Source organism: Flavobacterium sharifuzzamanii (assembly GCF_003254585.1).
GTDB lineage: Bacteria > Bacteroidota > Bacteroidia > Flavobacteriales > Flavobacteriaceae > Flavobacterium > Flavobacterium sharifuzzamanii.
The window spans coordinates 24595-50114 of the sequence record NZ_QJGZ01000029.1; the positions used below are offsets into that span (position 1 = coordinate 24595).

The window sequence follows — 25520 nt, forward strand, 5'->3', positions numbered from 1 at the left end:
TAAAAACTTAGCTCCTTACAGCTTAATATTTATTTTTTGTTTCAAGTTTAATTTTGTTTCAAGTTTCAAGTTAATCTTAGAACCTTAATTCCTTTGCAACTTTGAACCTTAAAAAAAAATTATCCTCTTCTTAATACTTCGTCAATCATTCCGTACTCTTTAGCTTCGTCAGCGATCATCCAGTAATCACGCTCACTGTCTTTGTGTACTTTGTCAAAAGGCTGACCTGAATGCTGAGAAATGATGTTGTACAATTCATCTTTTAATTTCAGCATCTCACGTAAGTTGATTTCCATATCTGTTGCAACACCTTGCGCTCCTCCAGATGGCTGGTGAATCATTACTCTTGAGTGAGGCAATGCAGAACGTTTTCCTGCTGCTCCTGCGCATAATAGAACTGCTCCCATAGAAGCTGCCATTCCTGTACAGATTGTTGCTACATCTGGCTTGATGTATTGCATGGTATCATAAATTCCTAAACCTGCATAAACACTTCCTCCTGGAGAGTTTAAGTAAATTTGAATATCTTTTGAAGCGTCAGCGCTTTCTAAAAACAGCAACTGAGCCTGAACGATATTAGCAATCTGATCGTCAATACCTGTTCCTAAAAAGATAATTCTGTCCATCATTAATCTTGAGAAAACGTCTAATTGAGAAATATTCAATTGGCGCTCTTCGATAATATATGGAGTCATGTTTGTTGGTGTCATCGCTGCTACGATTTTATCGTAATACATTGCGTTTACTCCTTGGTGCTTTGTAGCAAATTTTTTAAATTCTTTACCGTAGTTCATATTTTTAGTTTAAAGTTGAAAAGTCTAAAGTCAGCATGTGACTTAAACGAATTAAACAAAGTTCATACCTTTTTATAAGAGATGCCAATTTGTCTGAAACGTTTCTTTTGTTTCATGTTTAAGGTTTCATGTTAACTGAAGAAAACGTGAAACCTGAAACCTTAAACTTGAAACAAAAAAGAACGTCAACAGAATAAAAAATTCCATTGACGTTCAAATATAATTATTTTTATCTTTCAGTTTCTGTAATAAAATCTTAATTTTTAAAAAGTATACCTCTTAATTTTCGACTTTACAACTTTTAACTTTCAGACTAAAATTTATTCTCCGTAAGAAGCTGCAATAAATTCTTCGTAAGTAACCTCTTTAGTTGTTGGGTTAGCTTTTTCTTTGAAGATATCTAACATTTTAGCTGCTACAACTTGCTCAGAAAGTCTTTTCACTTCATCTTGGTTAGATAAAACTCTAGCCACGATTCCTTGAACTTCTTCGTCAGTTGGATTTGTTTGACCAAATTGAGCCATTTGCTGTCTGATTGCGCTTGATGTAAACTCTTTCAAATCTTCAAATGTAATTTGGATATTGCTTTGAGCTAATGCTTTTCCTTCGATTAATTGGAAACGTAAACCTTTTTCAGATCTTGCGTATTCAACTTCAGCTTCTTCTGCAGTTAATTTTTTCTCTCCAACAGTTTGCAACCATTTTTTAAGGAATTCAGCTGGTAAATCAAATTTTGTGTTTTCGATCAAGAAATCTTGAACATCTAATAATAATTTTTGATCAGCTTGCTGTGCGAATTGTGCTTCAGCATCTTCTTTAATTTTTGCTTTTAAATCTTCTAAAGAAGCTACTTTTCCTTCACCAAAAAGTTTATCAAATAATTCTTGGTTTAATTCAGCTGGCTCAGAACCGTTGATAGCACTGATAGTAAAGTTTACCTCAACATCTAAACCGTGAACGCCTTCGTGACCAACTTTCAAGTAATCCATTAATTGGTGATCGTCTTCAAATAAACCTTTTGTGCTTACTGTAACAACATCTCCAACTTTTTTACCTGTGAATTGTTTTTGAGCTTTTTTACTGAAAGTATCAACAGAGATTGTAGTAGTATTGTTGATTCCGTTTGCTTCGCTTGAGAAAGTTCCAGTTAAATCAGATTTTGCATCAGAAACTTCTTGAGGAACTGCTTTTCCAAATTGTTTTTGGATACGCTCAACTTGTCCGTCGATTAATTTATCGTCAGCAGTAACGATATATTTTACGATATTGTTTTTAGCTTCAAGATCAATTTCGAAGTTTGGCACTAAACCAATTTCGTATTCGAAAGTTAATTCTTCAGCATCCCAGTTAAAATTTTCGTTTACTTTAGCAAGAGGAGTTCCTAAAAGATTTAATCTTTCAGATTGAATATAACGCTCTAAAGCCAAATCAACTACTTTTTTGATCTCTTCTTGCTTAATAGCTTTTCCGTATTGTTTTTCAACAAGATCTTTAGGCACAGCCCCTTTTCTAAATCCTTTTACTTGCGCTAAAGGCATTTTTTCGTTAATTCTTTTTGCTACTTGACCTTTATAATCCATATGAACAACGTTCATAACGATTGTCTCGTTTACAGCGTCTATTGCTACTCTTTTAATATCCATCTTCTTCTTTAATTTACGTAATAAAATTGGGTTGCAAAATTATAAAATTTTTGCAACCCAACCAAGTTTTTAATCTATTGTATTTGAAGCAGTTTTAATCTGCCGATTTGTTTTTATTTATCGTCTCCTAGTATTTTATAAGTAAGAGATTGAAGTATAGACAAAATAATGCTGAATATTAATGCTGTCCAAAATGAATTTACTGCAAAACCGCCTACAATATTAGTGCACAGTAAAATAATTACCGCATTGATCACCAGCAAAAACAAACCTAGAGTAACAAAAGTAACAGGCAAGGTCAAAATCACTAAAATTGGTTTTATAAAAACGTTCAGCAATCCTAAAACTACTGCTACAATTACAGCTGTACCAAAACTAGCAACATGCACTCCAGTCAGAATATTAGACAATAATAAGACTAAAGCAGCAGTAACAAGGAGTCTAAGTAATAATTTCATAGTTCTTGAGGTTTAAAATTTATTTAAAAGTAATAAAATTTTCATCAAAAACGACTACTCTTTTAAAAACGTAGCGGTCAATTCGAAAAACATCTTTGGATTTTCTGCATGAAGCCAATGTCCAGCGTTTGGAATAGTTTCCAGTTTTAAATTTGGAAAATGCTTACGAATTCCATCAACATCTTCGTCTTGAATATAACCCGAATTTCCTCCACGAATAAATAGAGTTGGCTTATCAAAAACTAAATCATCTGCCAAAGGTTTTCCAATTGCATCCAGATTATTATTAAAAACTTCCAAATTAAATCTAAAAGCCAATTGTCCTGGCTCTTTCCAATATAAATTTTTTAGCAAAAATTGTCTTGTTCCAAAATCTGAAACATATTGAGACACGATTTCTTCAACATCACTTCGGCTTGGTTTTACTGAAAAATCGACGGCATTTAATCCTGCCAAAATATCTTGATGGTGCTGTTTGTAAAATCTCGGACCAATATCTGCTACAATCAATTTATCTACAATTTCGGGATGAGTTGTTGCAAAAAGCATTGCTACTTTTCCTCCCATTGAATGCCCAAGAATATCAATTCGCGTAAGATTGCTTGCTTGACAGTATTCATACACGTCTTGAACCATCGCTTCATAACTCCACTCATCTGAATGAAAACTGCGACCATGGTTTCTTAAATCTAAAATATGAACTTGAAATCCGGCTTCTACATATTGCCCAGCAAGTGTTTTCCAGTTATCGGACATTCCAAGAAATCCGTGCATAATGATAAATGGTTTTCCTTCGCCTTCTATTTTTGAGTATAACATTTATATATAGGTATTAATATCTTTTACAAAGGTAAAAAAGTTATTGAGCAAAAATGATTCAAAAACAGGACCATATAACAACTGTAAGATATTTAACACAAAAATATTTCAGGTTTTACGGTTTTCCGTAAGGTTATACGTTTTAAAAAACCTACTTTCGCGCCAAAATCAAGCATTAAAGTCTTGATTTAATAACTTAATTTAAACACCGAATCATGATTAAAAAATTCATTTTATTATCATTGGTTGCTTCTCAACTTATGGTTTCTTGCTCTAGTGAAGACAGCCCAACAACTGATCCAACTAAAGAATTAACTCTAGAAGAGCAAATTGCTAATTTAGTAAAGCAGCCTTACTCAAAACTTACTCCAACTGAACAAAAAGCTAAATTAGAAGTAGAAGCTAATGAAATGTTGGTTCAGTTAGATAAATCTAAAAGTTCTAGCGCTATTGAAGCAATAGAAAACTTAAACCGTTTATTAGACGTTAGCACTGTTGATATTTTTAACGGAAAAAATGATAATGAAGTTGAAGATATTTTAAACATCTCTGGTGCTTACGGTATTTACACTTGGAATAACACTAAAAAAATCTGGGATAAAACAGCTTCAACAACTGAATTAAAATTTGTTTTCCCTGCTAAAGAATCTCTAACTACAAACAATGCTGTTTTTTCTTCAAAAGGTGTTTCATCTGATGTGAAAATTAAATTTTATGATGGCTATAATGGAACTGAAGAAGTATCTGACAACCTTTTTCTTCCTAGTTCGTCTGACGCAACTTTAACAATTGACAACAAAGAAGCTGCTAAATTTACTCAAACTGCTAAATATTCAACTAAAAACCCATCTCCAGACGAGTTTGCTTACAAAATGTCTTTAAATGATGGTTATGTTTGGGAAATGAGCGGTTCAAAAGCTGCGACTAATACTTCAAAAGCTACGCTTACTTACAATGGAAAAAGCTTAATTTCATTTAATGCTGGAAGCAATGCTGAAATTGACAAATTAATTGATAATGATGAATTAGTTCAATATAGAGGAAAAGCTAATGGTTTATTTTCTTTGATGGACAACTTTGTAATTATTGCTGATATGGATTTAGCTACTTCTGGCGCAGAGGATGCTGCATTAGAAAAAAGCTTAGTTTTCCCAGTATACCCTGATAGTTATGATCCTAAATCTGATTTTAAAGCATATTACACAGCTGTAAATGCTTACTACAAAAAATCTTCTGAAGGGGATGTAGCTAATTTCAACAAAAACTATAAACTTATTTTAGTTTCTAAAAAGGACGGCACTAAAATTGCCGAGATTGTTGAGCATTCAGAAAAAAGAGAGGCAACAATTTGGGACACATTCAAATTACCTATGTGGGATGCAAATAACCAATACTGGTCTTGGAACGATAAAGGAGAATCATTTACAAGAGTGTCTTACGACGAAGTGCTTTACCTAAAATTCAGTGACAATACTGAAGTAGAAATGAGCGCTTATTTCTCTACTGGATTTGAAAAATTACAAACTAAATTTGATGATTTTATTGCTGCTTTTAACAAGCAATAATTTTAAAATACAATTGAAAAAAAGCCGATTTGAAAATTCAAATCGGCTTTTCTTTTTTAGGTGGGGTTTTTACAATTAAAGTACTTTGTCCGTATCCTGACCAAATCCCTATTCCTCCTTTAATATTCGATTTTAAACTAATATTGGCTGGGTAAATTGGATTTTGACTATTCACAATTTCATTTTGCCAGCTATTCCAAAAATCTAAAGATTCTTTTGTTTGGGTTCTTAATTTCACATGAATTAAATCCCCGTCTGCAAAATAGGGCGTAAATTTAGTTTTAGGAAACAATATTACACCTCTGTTGATTTGTACAGAAACAGATGAAGTTTCAAAATTCTTATCATCTAAATTTCCATAGAACGAAGGAACAAAAATGGGTTCCTCGCCTTCAATTTTAGTTGCAATCTGATAATAATTTTTCTCTCCAGCTGGATCATCAAATTTTACAAATACATATCCGGTTGTATCTGCAGGATTTCTTTTTATGTATTCTGCACTTTTTAAAGCAACACTCTTAGGAATAATTGTTACAGCTTCTATTGTTTTGTTTAAATATTCGATTTTTAATGAATATTCTTTTCCCGCTTCACCTTTTAATGATGAACCAAAATAAACAAACGGTGGCACTCTGTTTTTATCATTCTTCACCCTCAAAACTTCAGAGGTTACTCCATCAGAAATTGTAATTTTTGCAGATCTTATAACATGGTTTAAAACGTTTGTCGAATCAATAACATCTGTCACAGGAATGCTGCTGGACAATAATACATTAGCAAAATCACCTTCTTCAATCCAGCCTTCAACCACTATTTTCGATTCTAGGCTTTTCTCCGTTTTAAAACCATCGTTAGAGCAGCTCATTAAAATTAAACCTAAAAAAAGGAGCAGACACTTTTTCATATTCTTAAAATTTAAATCTCCAGCTAACAGAAGGCAGTATTCTATACAGCACTTTTTCTTTCTGGGTTACTACTACTTTATCTTTATTTTCGTTTACTTCAACATCCAAAACCACATAAATTGGATTAGCAATATTAAAAGTGTTGTAAATTGAAAAATTCAAAGCGCTTTCTTTTTTTGCAGTTCGTATAAAATAATAATTAGCCGCAATATCGGTTCTGATATAATTTGGCATTTGCGCATTATTATAGCCTGAATATTCTTTCACTGGATTATTATTAATGAAATACCATGAAGTTGGCATTGTAAATCTATTCCCTGAACTAAATAATTGAGTAACGCCAAAATTCCATTTAGAATTCAGATCATACATTCCGACAAGAGAAAGATTATGGCGTCTGTCATATTTAGCAAAATATGTGTTACCATTATTAAGTTCATCAAAATTTCTATCAGACCAGCTTAAGGTATAACTTAACCAACCGCTAAACTTTCCATTGCTTTTTTTGAGCATCATTTCAAGTCCGTATGCTTTTCCTTTCCCCACATACATATCATTTTTGAATGTTGTGATTTCATTAAATTGGGTAATTCCGTATGGATACTCCAATAAGTTTTTCATCGAACGATAAAATCCTCCCAAAGAAGAACTCCAATTTCTTGTGATATTTTGATTAGAACCGATGGAAAATTCATTAGAAGACTGAGGTTTTATACCATCTGAACTCGCAATCCAAAAGTCTGTAGGAATTCCGACACTTGATGTGGTTATTAAACTTAAATATTGATACTGTTTGTTATAAGATGCATAAAAGGAATATTTTTCGCTTGGAACATAGTTCAAAACAACACGAGGCTGAAAATGCAGATAAGAATCTGTATCTGATGTATAATAATTAATTCGCAACCCTAAATCTGCTGTAAGGTTCTCAAATATTCTAGGTTTTGCTGTAGTAAAAACAGCAGCTTCATTGGCATTTATAATATCTTGTGAATTGTTATTTAGGGTTGTAAAATTCTCCACATTTACTTTTTGAGGCTGTAAATTGTGGTAAGCATACTGAAATCCTGATTCAAAGGGAATATTTTTAAAGGAGTATCGAACTGAATTTGTAAAGCCAAAATCTTTTACAAACGATGAAACGTTAAACTGAATTGTCGCTTGCTCCATGCTTAAATCATTAGAATATTGGCTAAAATAAATTGCATTTGACATGCTTACTTTAGGAGAAAGCGTTGTAATAAGAGACGGAGATACGGTAAAATTACTCCATTTCAAACTAGTTCGAAGCGCAAGATTCTCATCTTTAACTTTCAATTCATCTCCACTGGCAAAAGCATCAACAACAAATAAATTATTTTTAGAAATTTGAGATAAAAACGTGAAATTCCCATCCGAAAAACCGTATTTCATATTCTGAACATCATTATTTTTTGAACCAGATTTCATAATCGGTCCAACAATTTCATCTATATAAGTTTTTCTTCCAGAAATGTAAAATCCTGTTTTACTACTAAGTGGAACTGAAACAGTCAATTGTGAAGCCAAAATCCCAACGTTTCCCTGAATGCCAAATTCAGACGGCAGCTTTTTATTGGAATTCAATAACGTTGTTGAACTTAATCTTCCTCCGTATTTTGCATTTGAACTTGACTTATCAAATTCGACATCTTTAATATGATCTGCATTGTAAAAAGGAAAAATCCCTAATAAGTGGGACATTCCATAAATGGGAGTATTATTGTATAATATTGCATTATGCCCAGGATCTCCACCTCTTACATAGAAATAGCCATTTGCATCGCCTGAATTCTGAACACCTGGAGTTAACTGTAAAATCTTCAAAATATCTGTTGTTCCTAAAATACTTGGCACCGCAGATAACTCTTTTACATTAAAGGAAAGTTTTCCCCCCGAAAGATTTTTGACAGGATTTTTTTTATCATTCGTAATTACGACTTCTTTTAAAATCGCAATATCTTTTTCTAAAATAATTGATAATAAAGTATCTTTTTTCAAATCAAATTCAAGGTCTTTTGAAAGATAACCCGATTGATTGACTTTTATTTTTATCTGACCCAACGGAATATTTCCAACAAAATTTCCGGAACCATCAGTTGAAGAAACATTTTGAGAATCCTTCGAAGTGAAAAGGATATTCACTCCAACTAAATTTTCGTTTTCAGAACATTTTACATTCCCCGAAATAATTGCTTTTGATTGTGCAAATACTCCAGAAATACAAAGGAAACAAAGGACAGTAATTATTTTCGACACTATATTTTAATAAGAAAAGTGCGAAAATAAACAATTATAACCCAATTGCATCAGGTTATAATTGTTTTAATTTGAATATTATTTCAATTTATTCAGATACATATTTACTGTATTATCTAAACCAAGATAAAGCGCCTCTGAAATTAAAGCATGACCAATCGAAACCTCTAATAAACCAGGAATATTTTGTTTGAAAAACTTGATATTATCCAAACTCAAATCGTGTCCAGCATTGATTCCTAAACCTAATTCGATCGCCAATTCTGCAGCTTTAGTGTACGGTTCAATTCCTTTTTCATTACCTAAACTATATTGGTGCGCAAAAGATTCTGTATACAGCTCAATTCTATCTGTTCCTGTTTTCTTTGCTCCTTCAATCATTTCTAAAATCGGGTCAACAAAAATCGAAGTTCTAATTCCGTTTCTTTGAAATTCCTGAATAACTTCTGTTAAATATTCTTGGTTTTTAATAGTATCCCAACCAGCAGAAGAAGTTATTGCTCCAATTGCATCTGGAACCAAAGTAACTTGATCAGGTTTACATTCTAAAACCAAATCAATAAAATTATGCTGTGGATTACCTTCGATATTATATTCTGTTGTAACAACTGCTTTTAAATCGCGTGCATCCTGATAGCGAATATGTCGTTCGTCTGGACGAGGATGAATTGTAATTCCTTGTCCTCCAAATCGCTGAATATCTGCAGCAACTTTTAATAAATCTGGAACATTTCCGCCGCGGGCATTTCGAAGCGTTGCTATTTTATTGATATTTACACTTAATTTTGTCATATAAATGGATATTAATTCTAGTAACATTATATTTGTTACGACAAAAATACAAAGTAAAACAGAGCAGTTTTCGGTATTTTTTGATTATTTTGCATCAAATATCTTCAATTGATTTATGACAGAAATTACAAACTATATCACAAACGATTTCAGAGCGATTGACAGTCAGGAAACGATAGCCTCGATTCAGGACTTTTTTGTCGATGTAAATTTTTCTCATTTTCCGATTTTAGAAGATGGTGTTTTTATCGGAAGCATCTCTTCTGACGATGTTGAAACATTTGACATTGAAAAAAAAGCAATTGATTACAAATATACTTTAGAACGTTTTTTTGCCAGAAAATCAATGATCTGGCTCGATGTTCTTGAAGTTTTTGCAAAAAACCACACCAACCTTCTCCCAATTCTTGATGAGAATAATAATTACATAGGTTATTATGAAATGGAAGATATCATGAAGTTCTTTCAGGAAACTCCATTTTTAAAAGAACCTGGCGCTATTATTATTGTGCAAAAAGGTCTTTTGGATTATTCTATGAGTGAGGTAACTCAAATTGTAGAAAGCAATAATGGTAAAGTTTTAGGATGTTTTGTTTCTGAAGCTGATACCGAAAATGTTCAGATTACTGTAAAAATTGGTTTAGGAGCAATTAATGAAATTATCCAAACCTACAGAAGATATGGTTATGAAATTATTTCTGAACATCAGGAAGACACCTATATTAACAGCTTAAAAGAACGATCAGATTATTTAGACAAGTATCTTAATATATAAGTTATGAATGTGCCAATGAGAAAATTAGTTGATTAGATAATTTTCGCATTTCCCAATTATCTAATTGACACATTGACCAATTCTTTAATTTAACAACGAATGAAAATAGCCATTTACGGACAATATTATCAGAACAGTACTGAACCCATTATAAAAGACATTTTCAATTTCTTCAATGCCAACAATGTCGAAATGGTAATTGAAGAAAATTTCTTGAATATGCTTTATGAAAAACAGCTGGTAAAAAAAGAATACACAACTTTTTCTCCAAATACTGCTTTAGACAATAGTTTCGAAATGCTCATTAGCATTGGAGGTGACGGTACAATTTTAAGAGCTGCTGCTTTTGTTCGTAATTCTGGCGTTCCTTTATTGGGAATCAATGCTGGAAGATTAGGCTTTTTAGCTAAAGTTCAGAAAGAAAACATTGATATTTTACTTCAATATGTTATCAGTCAAAATTATACAACTTCTGAAAGAACCTTATTAGGCTTAACTTGCGAGCCATACAACAAAGCTTTTGAAGAACTTAATTTTGCAATGAATGAGGTTACGGTAAGCAGAAAAGATACCACTTCGATGATTACTGTAGAAACCTATTTAAATAATGAATATCTAAATTCTTATTGGGCAGACGGTTTAATCATTTCAACACCAACCGGATCTACTGGATATTCTTTAAGCTGTGGCGGACCAATTTTAACACCAGATGTCAAAAGTTTAGTTATCACGCCAATTGCACCACATAATTTAACCGCCAGACCGCTTGTCATTCCAGACGATACTGAAATTACTTTACGCGTATCAGGAAGAGAAGACCAGTACTTGGTTTCTTTAGACTCGAGAACCTCTTCAGTAAAAAATGAGTCTATTTTAAAAATTAAAAAAACAGATTACAAAATTAAAATGGTTGAAATACCAGGCGAAACTTTCTTGAAGACCTTAAGAAACAAACTGCTCTGGGGAGAAGATAAAAGAAATTAAACTCTTTTCTGATTCTTCACTATACGATAATACCACATTTTCTCGTTCTGCATGTAGTGAATCATCATTAAATGTCTCAAAATCATAATGTAAATTGAAAAAAAAGCACATTTAACTAAAGGAACTTTGATTCGTATCGATAATTATTATATTTGCACGCAATTTTGAATTAAATGAAGAAAATTTTTAATTTATTGTTATGTTTTTTCCCTCTTATTACACTAAATGCTCAGATAAACGAGATTGGTGTTTTTTTTGGCGGAAGTAACTTCGTAGGCGATGTTGGAAAAACAACTTACATCTCCCCAGAAAAACCAGCTTTTGGTATTCTTTATAAATGGAATAGAAGTCCGAGGCACTCATGGAGATTTTCTTACACACAATCAAACATTAGTGGAAATGATTTAAAATCTGATGAGACCGGAAGAAATCAAAGAGGCTATCGTTTTGACAATGACATTAAAGAGCTTTCAGCTGGACTTGAATTCAATTTTTTCGATTTTAATCTACATGATTATCACACTAAAGTAAGCCCTTATGTTTTTACCGGTTTAAGCTACTTTGTTTTTGACAACTTATACAGATATACTACAAGCCCAAATGTAATATACACTCAAAAAAATCGCAGTTCAGTAGCAATACCTATTATATTAGGTGTAAAATCAAATATATCGCCACGCTTTATACTTGCTGCTGAAGTTGGAGCACGTTACACCTTTACAGACAATATTGACGGAAGCAATCCTAATACAACTAGTCCAAATATCTTAAAATTTGGAAATTTAAATAATAATGACTGGTATGTTTTCTCAGGTCTTACTTTAACGTATACCTTTGGAAAAAAACCATGCTATTGCGCATACTAAAAATGAATTTAATAGAATCAATAGATCACACAAACTTACCTAAACACCTTGCCATTATCATGGACGGCAACGGGCGCTGGGCAAAACAACAAGGCTTTTTACGCGCGTTTGGCCATGAAAATGGAACAAAATCTGTAAAAGAAATCATTAAAACCTCAGCCAAACTTGGAATTGAGTATTTAACCCTATATGCTTTTTCTACAGAAAATTGGAATCGACCAAAATTGGAGGTTCAGGCATTAATGAAAATATTGATCAATTCATTAAAAAAAGAACTTGTTACCCTTCAAGAAAACAATATCAGACTTAATGCAATTGGAAATCTTGATAAATTACCAAAAACAGCCCAAAAAGAACTTTTGGATGTTATGGAAAAAACTAAAAATAATACTCGCTTAACCCTTACCCTAGCTTTAAGTTATGGCTCCAGAGAGGAACTGGTAAATGCTGTAAAAGCAATTAGTGATAAAGTTAAAAATAATATAATTTCAATAGACACTATTGACGATTCAATTATAAATGAGCATCTTTACACGCAAAATTTACCTGACGTAGATTTATTAATACGAACAAGTGGAGAACATAGAATAAGTAATTTTTTGCTATGGCAGATTGCCTATGCAGAATTATATTTTACTAATGTCTTGTGGCCAGACTTTAAAGACCAAGATTTATATGAGGCTATTATTAGTTATCAAAAAAGAGAACGTAGATTTGGAAAAACCAGTGAACAAATTAAATAATTTTTTAGTGTTGCAAAAAAAAATACAAATAGTCTTTACCCTTTTACTTTTGGGTAGTTTTTCTCAAATTAAAGCACAAGAAAGAGTTCCTTTTGATCAAGGGAAAAAATATATTCTAGCTAAAGTTTCTGTTGTTGGTAAAATAAGCTTCAATGAACAGACCGTTGTTACCTTTTCAGGACTTCAAAAAGGTCAGGAAATTACTGTACCTGGAGAAGAAATAAGCAGCGCAATTAAAAAATTAGGAAAACTGGGACTTTTTGATGAGATCGCTTTCTACGTTAATAAGGTAGAGAATGACAGTATCTATTTAGACTTAGATATCGTTGAGCTTCCTAAATTAAATGAGGTTAAAATTGTTGGTGTTAAGAAAAGTAAAGTCGAAGCCCTAATTAAGGATAACAACTTGACAAAGAACAAAATTGTCAATGAAAACTTAATTACAACCACTAAAAATTACATCGAAAACAAATATAAAAAAGAAGGTTTTTATAATACAAAAGTTACTATTACAAACACTCCCGATACTATTAATGGGCATCAAGTTAATATGCTTATCAGAATAGACAAAGGAGACAAGGTAAAAATCAGCAGTATTGATTTCACAGGAAACAAGCAACTTACAGATACCCAGTTGCGTGCTGCAATGAAGGACACAAAACAGAAAAATTTCATTCGTGTATTTAAAGCTTCTAAATTTATTCCGGAGAAATACAAAACTGATTTAGAAAAAGTAATCGCAGCCTACAAAGAAAAAGGATATCGAGATGCTCGTATTATTTACGATTCGGTACAATATAACAAGCAAAAAAATGCGCTTGCAATTAAAATTAATGTAGAAGAAGGAAATAAATACTACTTTGGAAATATTAAATTCTTAGGCAACACAGTCTATTCAGATCAGTTATTAAGCCGTTATTTAGGAATCAAAAAAGGTGAAACTTACAACGGAGTTTTATTAGAAAAAAGAATTGCTGATAAGTCTAAACCAGACGCAGAAGATATCACCAACTTATACCAAAACAATGGTTATTTGTTCTCAAACATTAATGCTGTAGAGGTAAAAACAGTTAACGATACTATCGATTTTGAAATTAGAGTAACTGAAGGTCCTATCGCTTATTTCAACAAAATCACTGTTGTTGGAAACGACAAAACAAACGACCATGTTATTTACCGTGAGTTAAGAACTAAACCAGGTGAAAAATATAGTAAAGAGCAATTAGTTAGAACAATTCGTGAGATTGGACAGTTAGGTTTCTTTGATCCTGAAGCAATCGATCCTAAATTTAAAAACGTAGATGCTGGAGCTGGAACAGTTGATATTGAATATCATGTAGTAGAAAAAGGATCTAGCCAGGTAGAGCTTCAAGGAGGTTATGGCGGTGGAGGTTTTATTGGTACATTAGGACTTTCATTTAATAACTTCTCAGCACGTAAATTGTTCGACAAAGAAGCTTATAAGCCTTTACCAATGGGAGATGGACAAAAAGTAGCGCTTCGTTTGCAAGGAAGTACATATTTCCAAACCTATAGTTTATCTTTCTCAGAACCTTGGTTTGGAGGGAAAAAACCTGTACAATTTAGTTCATCTATTTCATACAGTAAGCAATTTCTTAACAATTACATCACCAGAACTGTTGATAAAAGCAAAAGTTTTAATATTTTTACAGTTCAAGTTGGTCTAGCAAAAAGACTAACGGTGCCAGATGACTACTTTGTACTATCACAATCTTTAAGTTATCAGCACTACGACTTGAACAATTATAACACTGGTTTGTTTACTTTTGGTAATGGTGCATCAAGAAACTTAGCATATACTATTGGACTTTCAAGAAGTAATAAAGGGGTAAACCCAATATTCCCAACTTACGGTTCAGAATTTAGTATTACTGCAAAAGTTACACCTCCATATTCATTATTTAATGGCATTGATTATGGTGATTTGAAAAACCAAAAAGAATACAAAACACAATATACTGGTGAAAGCAGATCAGATGATTATGGTCAGCCTCTTAATAAAGGTGATTATTATAAAACTGATAGTTCAGGAAAAATTACAAGTGTAGGATCTGATTATGCAAGCGCCGATACAGATGTAGCAAAAGTCGATCAGAAAAAATACAACTGGTTAGAATATTATAAAGTTAAATTTAAAGGAGATTGGTATACTAAAGTTTATGGAAAACTAGTATTAAGAACTCTTACAGAATTTGGTTTCTTAGGAGCTTATAATCAAGAAAGAGGTGTAATTCCGTTTGAGCGTTTTTACTTAGGTGGTGATGGTATGGCAAACTACTCAATGGACGGTAGAGAGACAATTCAGTTGAGAGGTTATCCAAACAACTCTTTGACTCCTGTAAATGCAAATGGTGACGCAATTGGAGCTACGATTTACAACAAATTCTCTATGGAATTACGTTATCCAATTACATTAAAAGCGTCGGCTTCTATTTTTGCATTAACGTTCTTAGAAGCAGGTTCATCATACCCAACGTTCAAAGATTATAACCCATTTGACTTAAACCGTTCTGCTGGTGCTGGTTTACGTGTATTCATGCCTGCATTTGGATTATTGGGTATTGACTTTGGTTACGGATTTGACGCTCTTCCAGGACAAACAAAAGCTAATGGTTGGGAAACACACTTTATCATTGGACAACAATTTTAGAGAAATAACGTTTGGTTAAAAATCATCAAATAAAGTTATGTTATGAGAAAACAATTTTTATTTATATTTTTAGCCTTGATTGTAGCAAATACAAGTCAGGCGCAAGGAAAGACTACTCGAATTGGCTACATCGACATGGAATATATTTTAGAAAATGTTTCCGATTATAAAGAAGCTAAATCGCAATTAGAGCAAAAAGCTCAAAAGTGGAAACAAGAAGTTGAAGCCAAAAAATTAAATATAAATAATTTGAAAGAAAGCTTAAAAACAGAAAAAGCTTTACTTACAAAGGAATTAATAGAAGAAAGAGAAACAGAAATTAAGTTTCTTGAACAAGAAATGATGGATTATCAACAGAAACAATTTGGTTCTGATGGAAATCTAATGAGACAGAAGGCAGCTTTAGCAAAACCTATACAAGATCAGGTTTTTACTGCTGTACAAGATATAGCCGAAGCAAAAAATTATGATTTTGTTTTTGATAAATCATCAGATCTTACAATGCTTTTCAGCAATAAAAGATTTGATATCAGCGATCAGGTTTTAAGAATCTTAAACCGTACTGAAAAACGTGAGCAGCTGACCAAAAAACAATTGAAAGAGCAAGAGGCTAAAGAGAGTATTGAAAATGCAATTGACGAGAATCCAGCAATGGCCGACCGCCAAAAAGCACTTGACGAAAAAAGAGCTGCCAGAGAGAAATTAATTCAGGATAGAAAATTAGAGCAGGACGCTAAGAGAAAAGAATACGAGGATCGAAGAAAAGCTCTGCAAGAGGAAAGAGAAGCTAAAAAAACTGGCACGGTTTCTGGAACAGCTCCTGCAACAGCCGCTCCTGCCGCAGCAACAGCGACAGATGCTGCTAAAACAAGTTCAACAGCTAAAACGGCAGCGCCAGCCACAGGAGCAACACCGACCACTGAGCAGCCGGCAATGACAAAAGCTGAAGAAAGACAATTACTTTACGAACAACGTAAAAAAGAATTGGAAGAAAGAAGAAAGAAAATTTTAGAAGAAAGAGAAGCGGCTAAAAAAGCAAAAGAAGCCGAAACACAAAAAGCAAATACGACCAATAATTAATTAATATTTTAAAAATGATGAAACAAATCAAAACTTTACTAATTGCTGCAATTCTTATTTTAGGAGCAAGTAACACAATGAACGCGCAAGCGAAGGTAGCTCATGTTGATGTAAGCGAGATCATGTCGAAAATGCCTGCTATGCTAGATGCTCAAAATCAACTGCAAAAATTAAGTGGTACATACGATGCTGAATACAAAAAAATGGTTGACGAATATCAAGTGAAAATTAAAAAGTATGAAGCTGAAGCGGCAACTGTAACAGATGCTGTAAATGGTGAGCGTTCTAAAGAAGTTCAAGATATGCAAAAGAGAATTGTTGATTACAGAGACAATGCTCAAAAAGAATTACAACAAAAAGAAACTGATATCGTAAAACCATTAATGGAAAAAGTAAGAGCTTCTATCCAAAAAGTTGGAAAAGCTAAAGGTTTCCAATACGTTTTAGATGGTTCTACTTTATTATTAGCTGATGGTCCAAACATCACTGCTGACGTTAAAAAAGATTTAGGATTCTAAGAAATTAAATCTCATAATTCAAACTGCTCAATTTATATAATTTGAGCAGTTTTTTTTTACAAAAAATTAAACCTAATTTTTGGTATTATTTCAAGATTTCACTTAACTTAGAATATCGAATTTTTATTAAAAAATAGTAAATTTGCTTTATGATAAACAATAATCCTATAGGCGTTTTTGATTCTGGTATTGGCGGAACTTCCATCTGGAGCGCCATTCATGAACTTCTTCCAAACGAAAAAACCATTTATCTTGCTGACAATAAAAATGCGCCTTATGGCCAAAGAAGCAAAGAAGAGATTGTTGCATTAAGCAAAAAAAACGTAGAGTTTTTACTAGAGAATAATTGCAAACTTATCGTTGTTGCTTGCAATACCGCTACGACAAATGCTATAGTCGAACTGCGTGCAGATTATGATGTACCGTTTGTTGGAATTGAGCCCGCTATCAAACCAGCGGCAAATAATTCTAAAACTCAGGTTATCGGAATTCTTGCTACAAAAGGAACGCTTAACAGTGAGTTGTTTAACAAAACTGCTGAGATGTTTCATAATACTAAAATCATTGAGCAGGTTGGACACGGACTTGTACAACTAATTGAAGATGGCAATTTGTACTCACCAGAAATGACACAATTGCTAGAGTCATATCTTCAGCCTATGATTGAAGCTAATATCGATTACTTAGTTTTAGGATGCAGCCACTACCCTTATCTAATTCCTCAAATAAAAAAAATTCTCCCAGATCATATTAAAATAATAGATTCAGGAGAAGCTGTGGCACGCCAAACTAAAAATCTGCTCAAAGAAAAAGTTGGTTTTTCTGAAAGCACAGATACTGATCCTGTATTTTATGTCAATTCTAATCCTAAAGTTTTAGAATCAATTTTAGAGTATAAATATCCAGTAATCAAAAAAGACTTTTAGATTATTATTCAAACTTTCGCTTGACGAACCAAATTCCGTCCAATGATAGATTGATTGAGATTTTGTGGTAGTTTTCTTTTATTAGATCATTTGCGATTCTGCCTTTCTGCCCGTAAGAATAGGAAATATTAAGTGACGAAAACGTGTTATCAATTGGAAGATTTAATCCAATAGAAATAGATGCACTATTTATGCGCTGTTTGTCAATTTCTAGATAACCATTATCAAAATTAATACCTGCTGCATACCCCACTCTATCCCAATATCTTCTAACATTCTTATTGGCACTATAAGTTAATCCCAATGCAAAACGATCTTGATTTACAAATTTCCCATAAAGTTCAGATTGATTAGTGTTTCCCCAGAAGCTTTTTTCGTAATCTAAAGTCACATTCAGATTATTTTTAAATCGCTTGCTGGCACCAAAACCAATTTCTAAAGGCATATAATAATCGTCGGTATCTGAAGCCTTATCGGTTTCTATAGAAGATTCTACCTCATCTGCAATACTTGTTACAGATTGCACTTTGGAAGCATTTATTCTTGTTGGAACTTTGAATGTCGTTCCTATTGTAAATGTAGAATCAATTTTAAATTGAGCTCCTAATGTTGCACGAACGCCTCTATAATCTGTTTGCTTATGAATGGTAGTAATAGCATTCGAAATTAAAAAAGCACGGTCGTCCACCGTATTTCCAAAAAGTACTGTTCCTGTTGCTCCTACTGTCAATTTTTTTCCAAATCGATACCCATAAGAAAAATCTAAATTATTTAAACCTCCCGAGCCTTGTGCTGTAACATAATAATATTCCTGACTGTCTGCGATTGGAAGTTTTAAATTAGAAATTTTAAACACTGAACTAGAATATGGACGAAGTGCTAAACTAAAACCAGAATTTTTAGTAACAGGAAAAGCAAAAGCCAAATGAGAAAACTGAAAATTATTTCGCTTCTCTGTGCGATTACTACTCTGATAAGTTGTTGCAATAGCTTTCCCTCCGATATCAAAAAGAAAATGATTCTGATACATGAATCCTAAAGAAGCTGGGTTTAAATTATTGATAAAAGTATCTGAAGGCAAAGCTATTCCTGAACCGCCAATTGAAGACAGATAACCAAAATCTGAATCATACAAACTTCCTACGCCATAAAGTGAATATGGAGAACTTGAAATACTTTGGGAAAATGAAGTCAGCGACATTAAAAGGAAGCAGCTCCAAAGAACAATTTTATTTTTCATTTAGTAAGAGATGTAATAAATTTTCAGCTGAATTTTATTGTTGACATGTTTTTGATCACCTAGAACGATTCTATCAACAGATTGTGCAATTCCAGGCAATGTCAAAATAAGCGATGACCTTGAATCGGATTGTTTTAGCATTTCTTTCTGAAGAAAGTTTCCGATCGGAATGGAATACCCTACATTTTCATTAAATTCATCACTACTTTTGCTCAGCTTTCCATAAACCGAGGAACCTGCCGAATTTACAAGTGTTCCGCTTATTCTATTTAAATTATCTCCCACATAAACAGTTAGCGAATCTGCTAAAGGATATTTCTCCGAATAAGTATTATTGACCGGCTTAAGAATTAATTCTGCATCTACTATGGCACCATTTGCAGAAATATTCTTAAACTGTTTTATATTAGGAAAATCGATCCGACAAGCAACACCAGTTCCAGATTGTATAAATCCCTGATTATTGAGTAATGTACTGGATAGCGTACCCGTGGATACCGGTAGATTTTGCAGTAACGTTCCTGTCTTATCGAGCGAAATAGAATTAAACTGCTTAGTGGCATCTAATATTGAAAAATCAATTATAAGTGGAGTTTCATCGTCTGTTTGATACTTCGAATAATATAATCGAACCTTACTTTCAGAAACACTAAATCCGATAACATTCGAAGAACTTGAATTTTCTGGAACCAATACAAATCCCTTCAGATATTCTGTAAAGCTGTCAAAATCTGTAACTTCTCTTTTTTTTATTTTTTGAAAAAGAGCCTCACCAAATTCTTTACTCATTTGAATATTAATCGAATCTTTTTCCTTCGGTCTCGGTTTATAAGATATTTTACCCAAACTTTCTGGACTATAAGTCAGCGTTGAATTATTATAGAAATTATTATCATCTTTGTTTGGCTTAACTTTTTGAGTTAATCTATAAATATTGAATGTCTGCACTCTTGTAGTATCTCCGTAATAGTATTTGTCATACTTAAGAATCATAGAAATAGAGTCAAACACATAATTCACCGATTCTGTATCTGAACCTACGCTAGACAAAGCATAATTACTAGTAGAAAGCTGAAAATAGCTATCTGATTTTACTTTTCCGAAAATAGGATCATCGTAATTTCCTATTAGAATTCTTCCTCGGTTAGAAGTTGCCAGTGAATCAAAATTAATTGTCGACATGTTGACTGTCACCGTATCAATCAAAATCACTTTATTGCTTAAAGCCAAATAATCTGACCCAACAGTAAATTCTCCAGTATCTGTATCTGTACCACATGAAAATAAGGTCAGTAAAAAAAGCAGTATCAATATAAACTTGTGCATAATCTAATTTTTGAGCAAATATAAATTGCACACTTTGGCGACACACTATAACATATACTATCAAGCTTTTTTAAGCTACAGACTGCACAAAACAGTCTACAACCTAAATTCTATTCTAAAATTTTAATTCGGCCGTAAAAACGACGATTTTGTCTATCAAAATACGTCATACATATATCTTCTTTTTTTTAAGGACTTCATCCGTCTAATTTTGAGCCAATAAAATAAATAATGAAAGTACGGTTTTTAATTTGTTCTCTTTTTTTGATTTCATTTTTAGGTTTAAAAGCTCAAGGAAATTTTAGCGCAGCTATTAATTTCAAAACTGAGCCGACAGAAAAGATAAATTTTAACGAAACAAACATTGTTGTTTTTTATCAGAAAAAAATAGGAACAAAAAGCAAAATAGCGAACACGTTAGAATATTCTAATCTGAAGGTGAATTACGAATTGAATCCCTATAATTTTTATGCCGATCAGGACAAATTCAACCAAATTAAAAACAAGTTTGAATATTCATCTGAAATAGCAGAAAAGACAAAATGGAAGATTTCAGTTATTCCAACAGCAAATTTTCAGAGTAAACTGGATTTTTCAGATGTTACTGTTTTAGGAAGTTTAGAAATAAGTCAACATATTAGTTCAAAACTGACTGTAATTGCTGGTGCTGGCCGAACATCAATTTTTGGAGCACCAAAGATTACACCGATTGTTGCTTTTGATTATAAAATGAATGAAAAAACCAATTTTAGAATAGGATTCCCAGATTCGAAAATTTCTTATTCTAATAATGATCGAAACAAATTCAGTCTGACGAATAGTTTTAATGGAAACTTTTATCATTTAGACGAAACATCAAGCACAGAAAACAATGCCGAAAAAGCCATTTTATCACAAATGACTTCGGCTTTAGAATACGAAAGAAATGTTGGAGGCAATTGGTTTTTAAATTTTAAAGGTGGTTATGATTTCAACAAAAAGTACAATTTACTTGACGGCAGTGACCATAAAATATACAACTATAATACCGGAAATGGTTACGTTTTAGGAATCGGGATCAAATACAAACAATAAATATTAAATACACTATGATTAATCTAAAAAAAGGAATTTTATTCGCAGCGCTTTTTTCAAGCCTCTTTTTTATAAGCTGCAGCAATGACGATGACGATGATGATTTGGTAGGAAACTGGATTAAAAAATCAGCCTTTGATGGCCCTGCAAGATCTAGTGCCACAAGTTTTGTTATTGGAGATTATGCTTATGTAGTTGGCGGCTATACAGGCGATGTTTATTTAAAAGATTTATGGGTTTACAACTCAAATGGAGATTATTGGGAACAGAAAGCTGATTTTGGCGGTGTTGGAAGAAGTTCTGCTTCTAGTTTTGCACTAAATGACAAAGGATATGTGGGCCTTGGTTACGATGGAACAAACAAACTGAAAGACTTTTACCAATATGATCCTTCTGCAAATAGCTGGACACAAAAAACAGATTTTGCAGGAACAGCTCGTTACGCTGCCGTAGGTTTTCAGGTTGATGGCAAAGCGTATTTTGGAACAGGTTATGACGGAAATTATTTAAAAGATTTTTATCAGTACGATGATCAGGCCAATACTTGGACACTTGTAAATGGTTTTAGCGGTAACAAAAGACGCAATGCGACTGTGTTTACAATTGCAGACAAAGCATATTTGGTAACGGGCGTGAACAATGGCGTTTATCAAGAAGATTTCTGGGAATTTGATCCAGCAACAGATGTTTGGACAAGAAAACGTGATATAGACAAAGATACAGATGACGATTACAGCTACAATGACGATTATGCGATTGTGCGTTCTAATGCTTCGAGTTTTTCTATGAATGGCTTAGGATATGTTGTAGGAGGTGAAAACATCAAAACAGTTTGGGAGTATAATCCATCAACTGATTTATGGACAGAAAGAACTCCGATGGAAGGCGCTACAAGAACTGATGCTGTTGGTTTCTCAATCAATAATCGCGGTTTCTATATGCTAGGAAGAGTTGGATCTACTTACTTTGATGATGCTTGGGAATTTAAGCCATTAGACGAACAAAGTGATGATGACAACTAAAATTAAAAAATTCTTCTGGACATTACTCCAGAAGAATTTAATCGTTTTTGCGCTTCTTTTACTTTTTATTGCCTGCGCAAAAAAAGAAGCTTTAAGAACCGCGTCTTTTAAAACAAATTCTGGATGGGGCTACACAATAGCTTACAAAGAAAAAATTGTAATTAAACAGTCTATCATTCCAGTAATAAGTGATACTAAAAGTTTTGAAACTGAGAGAGATGCTTTGAAAGTTGCTAATCTAGTAAAGCAGAAACTCAAACAAAACTTATCCCCAACGGTAACCAAAAATGAACTAATTTTATTAAAAATAAAATTGTAAATGCAGATCGATACCATTAAAAATACAGGCTACAACAAAATACTATTCCATTTTATGATATGGATTTTCTTTATTTTGACTTCTCTAATTCAATTTTACGAAAGTCCATTTAGGCTAGACAATGATTTTTACGCTCAATGGCTTTCTGGAATTTTATTGTTTTATCTGAACTATTTTTATTTGGTTCCAAATTATTTGCTGCAAAAAAAATATTGGCTGTATGGTGCATTTGCTATTGGTCTGATTGCACTATTTATGGCAATACGATTAAATTATTTTGTTCCTGAATTTAGACATTTAAGACCCGAAAAAATGATGCATTCTGAGACCATTATTCGTGATCCTCATTTTTTTCCAAGAGATGGTAAAATGCATCACAGAATAGAAATGAGACAGCCTCTTTTCTTTAAAATTGCTCCTTCATTTTTTTACATTCTGATTATTACGATCTCAGCCATTATTAGAACATTGACTGAATTTTACAATAATCAGCAAAATAAACTGATTGCCGAAACTCATCGAACAAATACCGAATTGATTTATTTGCGCAAACAAACCAATCCGCATTTTTTATTTAATTCTTTAAACAGTATTTATTCTCTCGCACACAAAAAATCTGATTTGGTCCCTGATGCCATCGTAACCTTGTCTGAGCTTATGCGGTATATGCTGTATGAGACCGACAACAAAACGGTGGCTTTAGAAAAAGAGGTCAATTATATTCAGAATTATATCGAATTGCAAAAGCTGCGATTAAACAATATTGAAGACATTGTAATCAATGTTCATGGCGATACTAAAAACAAGTTTATTGAGCCTTTACTACTAATTTCTTTTGTAGAAAATGCCTTTAAATATGGAACTGATTATAAAGGCGCTGCTCACGTAAAAATCAAGATTCTGATTACAGATCACAATCTTGACTTTTGGATTGAAAACACCATTGAAAATTACGTGAAAGATCCTGAAAACTCAGGAATTGGATTGGTAAATATCCAAAACCGTCTTGATCTTCTGTATCCAAACGCGCATGAACTGACCATTACACAAGATAATAATTATTACCGAGTTCATTTGAATTTAAAGTTAGACGAAATTAAAACCGCAATACACTAAAGAAAACTGATTATGGACAGAAAAAAATTCATCCGAAATGGTATTTTGGGCATTGCTTCATTGGCAACAGCTTCAAAATTTTTAGAATCTTGTTCTAAAAGTGACAACGACGATACTGACACAAGCAATTCTGGAGATGGAAGCTGCACGGTTTCTCCTTCAGAAACAAAAGGTCCGTTCCCTATTAAAACGCCAAGTCAATTGGTTTTAGAAAACATCAAATCTGACCGTGTTGGAATTGCGTTATTGATTAATTTAAAAATCGAAAACAAAAATAATAATTGCGAACCTCTTTCGGGGGTTTTAGTAGATGTTTGGCATTGTGACAAAGACGGAAATTATTCTGAATATGGCGGCACGCAAATGCAACAAACCGATTACACTTCTGTCCATTTCTTGAGAGGAAGACAGACTTCAAACACTAATGGAGAAGTTTCTTTTATCTCAATTTATCCTGGCTGGTATCAAGGAAGAGCTCCACACGTGCATGTAGAAATTTTATCAAGTACAGGCACTTCTTTGTTAGTAACTCAGATTGCGTTTCCAGAAACCATTTCGAGTCAAGTTTACGCAAGCACCAATTATGTAGCACATGGACAGGCAGATACCGCAAATACAAAAGATAATGTTTTTGCCGACAGTTTGTCTGAAGAACTAGCTACAATAACAGGCAATCTAACAGATGGTTATACGCTTACAAAAACGATAACCGTTAACGCATAATGTTGATTTGTAAAAACCAGTATTTTATGAAAATTTTAAAACTTAATTTACTGGTTTCAAATTACTTTTGAATTCAGAATAAATTAAAAAAACAATTTAGAAAAAATGAAATGTGTAATTATTGATGACGAACCTTTGGCTGTAGAACTATTGCAGGATTTTGTCAAAAAAGTAGATACTTTGGAACTGATTAGCACTTTCAATAATGCTATTGATGCCGTTTCGTTTATCAATCAGAATAATGTTGATTTGATTTTTCTGGATATTCAGATGCCTCATTTTTCTGGAATAGATTTTTTAAATACCATAGAGAAAAAGCCTTTGGTTATTTTTACAACTGCTTATTCTGATTATGCTGTAGAAGGATTTAATCTCGGAGCAGTTGATTATTTAGTAAAACCAATACCTTTTCATCGATTTCTAAAGGCAGTTGTTAGAGCACAACAGGTTTTACAGCCTGTAACAACTCAAGCACTTGCCGAAAACAATAATACGCCTGAAATAGAACAGGATTTTATGTTTGTTCGCGCTGAATATGAAAATGTAAAATTGAATTTTGCCGATATTCTTTTTATTGAAGGTCTTAAAGATTATGTCAAAATTTACACTACAGATAATAAATTCACACTGACTTTAATCAGCTTGATCAAACTTGAAAATCTGCTTTCAAGCAAAGGTTTCGCAAGAATTCACAGATCGTATATTATCAATATCAAACATGTAAAATCGATTCAGAAAAACAAGGTATTAATAAGCGATAAAAGAATTCCTATCAGTGAAAGCTATAAAAGCACTTTCTTCGAAAAAATCAACCTTTAGTTTATGAAATTCCAATAAAAAAAATCCAAATTCCAAAAAGCTTACATGTTTGGAATTTGGATTTT

At 32.8% G+C, this 25520-nt stretch carries 24 protein-coding genes; 15 read left to right on the plus strand and 9 right to left on the minus strand.

Going from position 1 to position 25520, the window contains the following annotated elements:
• Positions 1-119: 119 nt before the first annotated feature.
• The 4 genes from clpP to DMA14_RS00950 all read right to left on the minus strand — a co-directional run bounded on the left by clpP (position 120) and on the right by DMA14_RS00950 (position 3714).
• The gene (gene clpP, locus DMA14_RS00935; RefSeq protein WP_111422401.1) at positions 120-794 is read right to left on the minus strand and encodes an ATP-dependent Clp endopeptidase proteolytic subunit ClpP; all 675 of its coding nucleotides are present in this window, start codon (positions 792-794) and stop codon (positions 120-122) included.
• A gap of 320 nt (positions 795-1114) precedes the next feature.
• Positions 1115-2437, minus strand: coding sequence for a trigger factor (locus tag DMA14_RS00940; RefSeq protein ID WP_111422403.1), 1323 nt, complete (start codon positions 2435-2437; stop codon positions 1115-1117).
• A gap of 113 nt (positions 2438-2550) precedes the next feature.
• A complete protein-coding gene (locus DMA14_RS00945) occupies positions 2551-2895 on the minus strand; it encodes a phage holin family protein (protein WP_111364915.1) in 345 nt (114 codons plus the stop codon).
• 54 nt (positions 2896-2949) lie between these two features.
• Positions 2950-3714: an alpha/beta fold hydrolase gene (locus DMA14_RS00950; RefSeq protein ID WP_111422404.1), complete on the minus strand. Its 765-nt coding sequence runs from the start codon at positions 3712-3714 to the stop codon at positions 2950-2952.
• Between the two features lie 215 nt (positions 3715-3929).
• Here DMA14_RS00950 and DMA14_RS00955 point away from each other — a divergent pair, with 215 nt between their 5' ends.
• Positions 3930-5279, plus strand: coding sequence for a hypothetical protein (locus DMA14_RS00955; RefSeq protein ID WP_111422406.1), 1350 nt, complete (start codon positions 3930-3932; stop codon positions 5277-5279).
• A 37-nt stretch (positions 5280-5316) separates the two neighbouring features.
• Here the strand turns inward: DMA14_RS00955 and DMA14_RS00960 are convergent, their stop codons facing one another.
• The 3 genes from DMA14_RS00960 to DMA14_RS00970 all read right to left on the minus strand — a co-directional run bounded on the left by DMA14_RS00960 (position 5317) and on the right by DMA14_RS00970 (position 9253).
• A complete protein-coding gene (locus tag DMA14_RS00960; protein WP_111422408.1) occupies positions 5317-6183 on the minus strand; it encodes a DUF4249 domain-containing protein in 867 nt (288 codons plus the stop codon).
• A gap of 4 nt (positions 6184-6187) precedes the next feature.
• On the minus strand, positions 6188-8461 hold the full coding sequence (locus DMA14_RS00965; protein WP_111422410.1) for a TonB-dependent receptor plug domain-containing protein: 2274 nt from the start codon (positions 8459-8461) through the stop codon (positions 6188-6190).
• A 78-nt stretch (positions 8462-8539) separates the two neighbouring features.
• Positions 8540-9253, minus strand: a complete 714-nt coding sequence (locus DMA14_RS00970; RefSeq protein WP_111422499.1) for a pyridoxine 5'-phosphate synthase — start codon at positions 9251-9253, stop codon at positions 8540-8542.
• Positions 9254-9368: 115 nt separating this feature from the next.
• Between DMA14_RS00970 and DMA14_RS00975 the strand changes: the two genes are divergently transcribed.
• The 8 genes from DMA14_RS00975 (at position 9369) to murI (ending at position 17816) form a co-directional block, all read left to right on the plus strand.
• A complete protein-coding gene (locus DMA14_RS00975; RefSeq protein WP_111422412.1) occupies positions 9369-10028 on the plus strand; it encodes a CBS domain-containing protein in 660 nt (219 codons plus the stop codon).
• Positions 10029-10127: 99 nt separating this feature from the next.
• Positions 10128-11012, plus strand: a complete 885-nt coding sequence (locus tag DMA14_RS00980; protein WP_111422414.1) for an NAD kinase — start codon at positions 10128-10130, stop codon at positions 11010-11012.
• 173 nt (positions 11013-11185) lie between these two features.
• Positions 11186-11878 (plus strand): type IX secretion system protein PorG, encoded by a 693-nt coding sequence (gene porG, locus DMA14_RS00985; protein WP_111422415.1) that lies wholly within the window; start codon positions 11186-11188, stop codon positions 11876-11878.
• Positions 11879-11880: 2 nt separating this feature from the next.
• Positions 11881-12621, plus strand: a complete 741-nt coding sequence (locus DMA14_RS00990; protein WP_111364908.1) for an isoprenyl transferase — start codon at positions 11881-11883, stop codon at positions 12619-12621.
• On the plus strand, positions 12554-15292 hold the full coding sequence (gene bamA / locus DMA14_RS00995) for an outer membrane protein assembly factor BamA (RefSeq protein ID WP_111422416.1): 2739 nt from the start codon (positions 12554-12556) through the stop codon (positions 15290-15292). The genes DMA14_RS00990 and bamA overlap by 68 nt, the downstream gene beginning before the upstream one ends.
• A gap of 42 nt (positions 15293-15334) precedes the next feature.
• Positions 15335-16372 carry an OmpH family outer membrane protein gene (locus DMA14_RS01000; RefSeq protein WP_111422418.1) on the plus strand — a complete coding sequence of 346 codons (1038 nt, stop codon included), beginning with the start codon at positions 15335-15337 and terminating at the stop codon, positions 16370-16372.
• 14 nt (positions 16373-16386) lie between these two features.
• On the plus strand, positions 16387-16890 hold the full coding sequence (locus DMA14_RS01005) for an OmpH family outer membrane protein (protein WP_170830271.1): 504 nt from the start codon (positions 16387-16389) through the stop codon (positions 16888-16890).
• 149 nt (positions 16891-17039) lie between these two features.
• On the plus strand, positions 17040-17816 hold the full coding sequence (gene murI, locus DMA14_RS01010) for a glutamate racemase (protein WP_111422419.1): 777 nt from the start codon (positions 17040-17042) through the stop codon (positions 17814-17816).
• Between the two features lie 4 nt (positions 17817-17820).
• Here the strand turns inward: murI and DMA14_RS01015 are convergent, their stop codons facing one another.
• Both DMA14_RS01015 and DMA14_RS01020 read right to left on the minus strand, forming a co-directional pair.
• Positions 17821-19056 carry an aromatic hydrocarbon degradation protein gene (locus DMA14_RS01015; protein WP_111422421.1) on the minus strand — a complete coding sequence of 412 codons (1236 nt, stop codon included), beginning with the start codon at positions 19054-19056 and terminating at the stop codon, positions 17821-17823.
• A complete protein-coding gene (locus DMA14_RS01020; RefSeq protein WP_111422423.1) occupies positions 19057-20382 on the minus strand; it encodes a DUF4270 family protein in 1326 nt (441 codons plus the stop codon).
• Positions 20383-20613: 231 nt separating this feature from the next.
• Here DMA14_RS01020 and DMA14_RS01025 point away from each other — a divergent pair, with 231 nt between their 5' ends.
• From DMA14_RS01025 to DMA14_RS01050, 6 genes are all read left to right on the plus strand, one after another.
• Positions 20614-21456 carry a DUF6268 family outer membrane beta-barrel protein gene (locus tag DMA14_RS01025; protein ID WP_111422425.1) on the plus strand — a complete coding sequence of 281 codons (843 nt, stop codon included), beginning with the start codon at positions 20614-20616 and terminating at the stop codon, positions 21454-21456.
• A gap of 14 nt (positions 21457-21470) precedes the next feature.
• On the plus strand, positions 21471-22478 hold the full coding sequence (locus DMA14_RS01030) for a Kelch repeat-containing protein (protein ID WP_111422427.1): 1008 nt from the start codon (positions 21471-21473) through the stop codon (positions 22476-22478).
• Positions 22465-22797 carry a DUF4907 domain-containing protein gene (locus DMA14_RS01035; protein WP_238989900.1) on the plus strand — a complete coding sequence of 111 codons (333 nt, stop codon included), beginning with the start codon at positions 22465-22467 and terminating at the stop codon, positions 22795-22797. The genes DMA14_RS01030 and DMA14_RS01035 overlap by 14 nt, the downstream gene beginning before the upstream one ends.
• Positions 22798-23913: a sensor histidine kinase gene (locus DMA14_RS01040; RefSeq protein ID WP_111422430.1), complete on the plus strand. Its 1116-nt coding sequence runs from the start codon at positions 22798-22800 to the stop codon at positions 23911-23913.
• Positions 23914-23925: 12 nt separating this feature from the next.
• Positions 23926-24636, plus strand: a complete 711-nt coding sequence (locus DMA14_RS01045) for a dioxygenase family protein (RefSeq protein ID WP_111422432.1) — start codon at positions 23926-23928, stop codon at positions 24634-24636.
• Positions 24637-24741: 105 nt separating this feature from the next.
• Positions 24742-25455, plus strand: coding sequence for a LytR/AlgR family response regulator transcription factor (locus DMA14_RS01050; protein ID WP_111422433.1), 714 nt, complete (start codon positions 24742-24744; stop codon positions 25453-25455).
• The last annotated feature ends 65 nt before the right edge of the window (positions 25456-25520 follow it).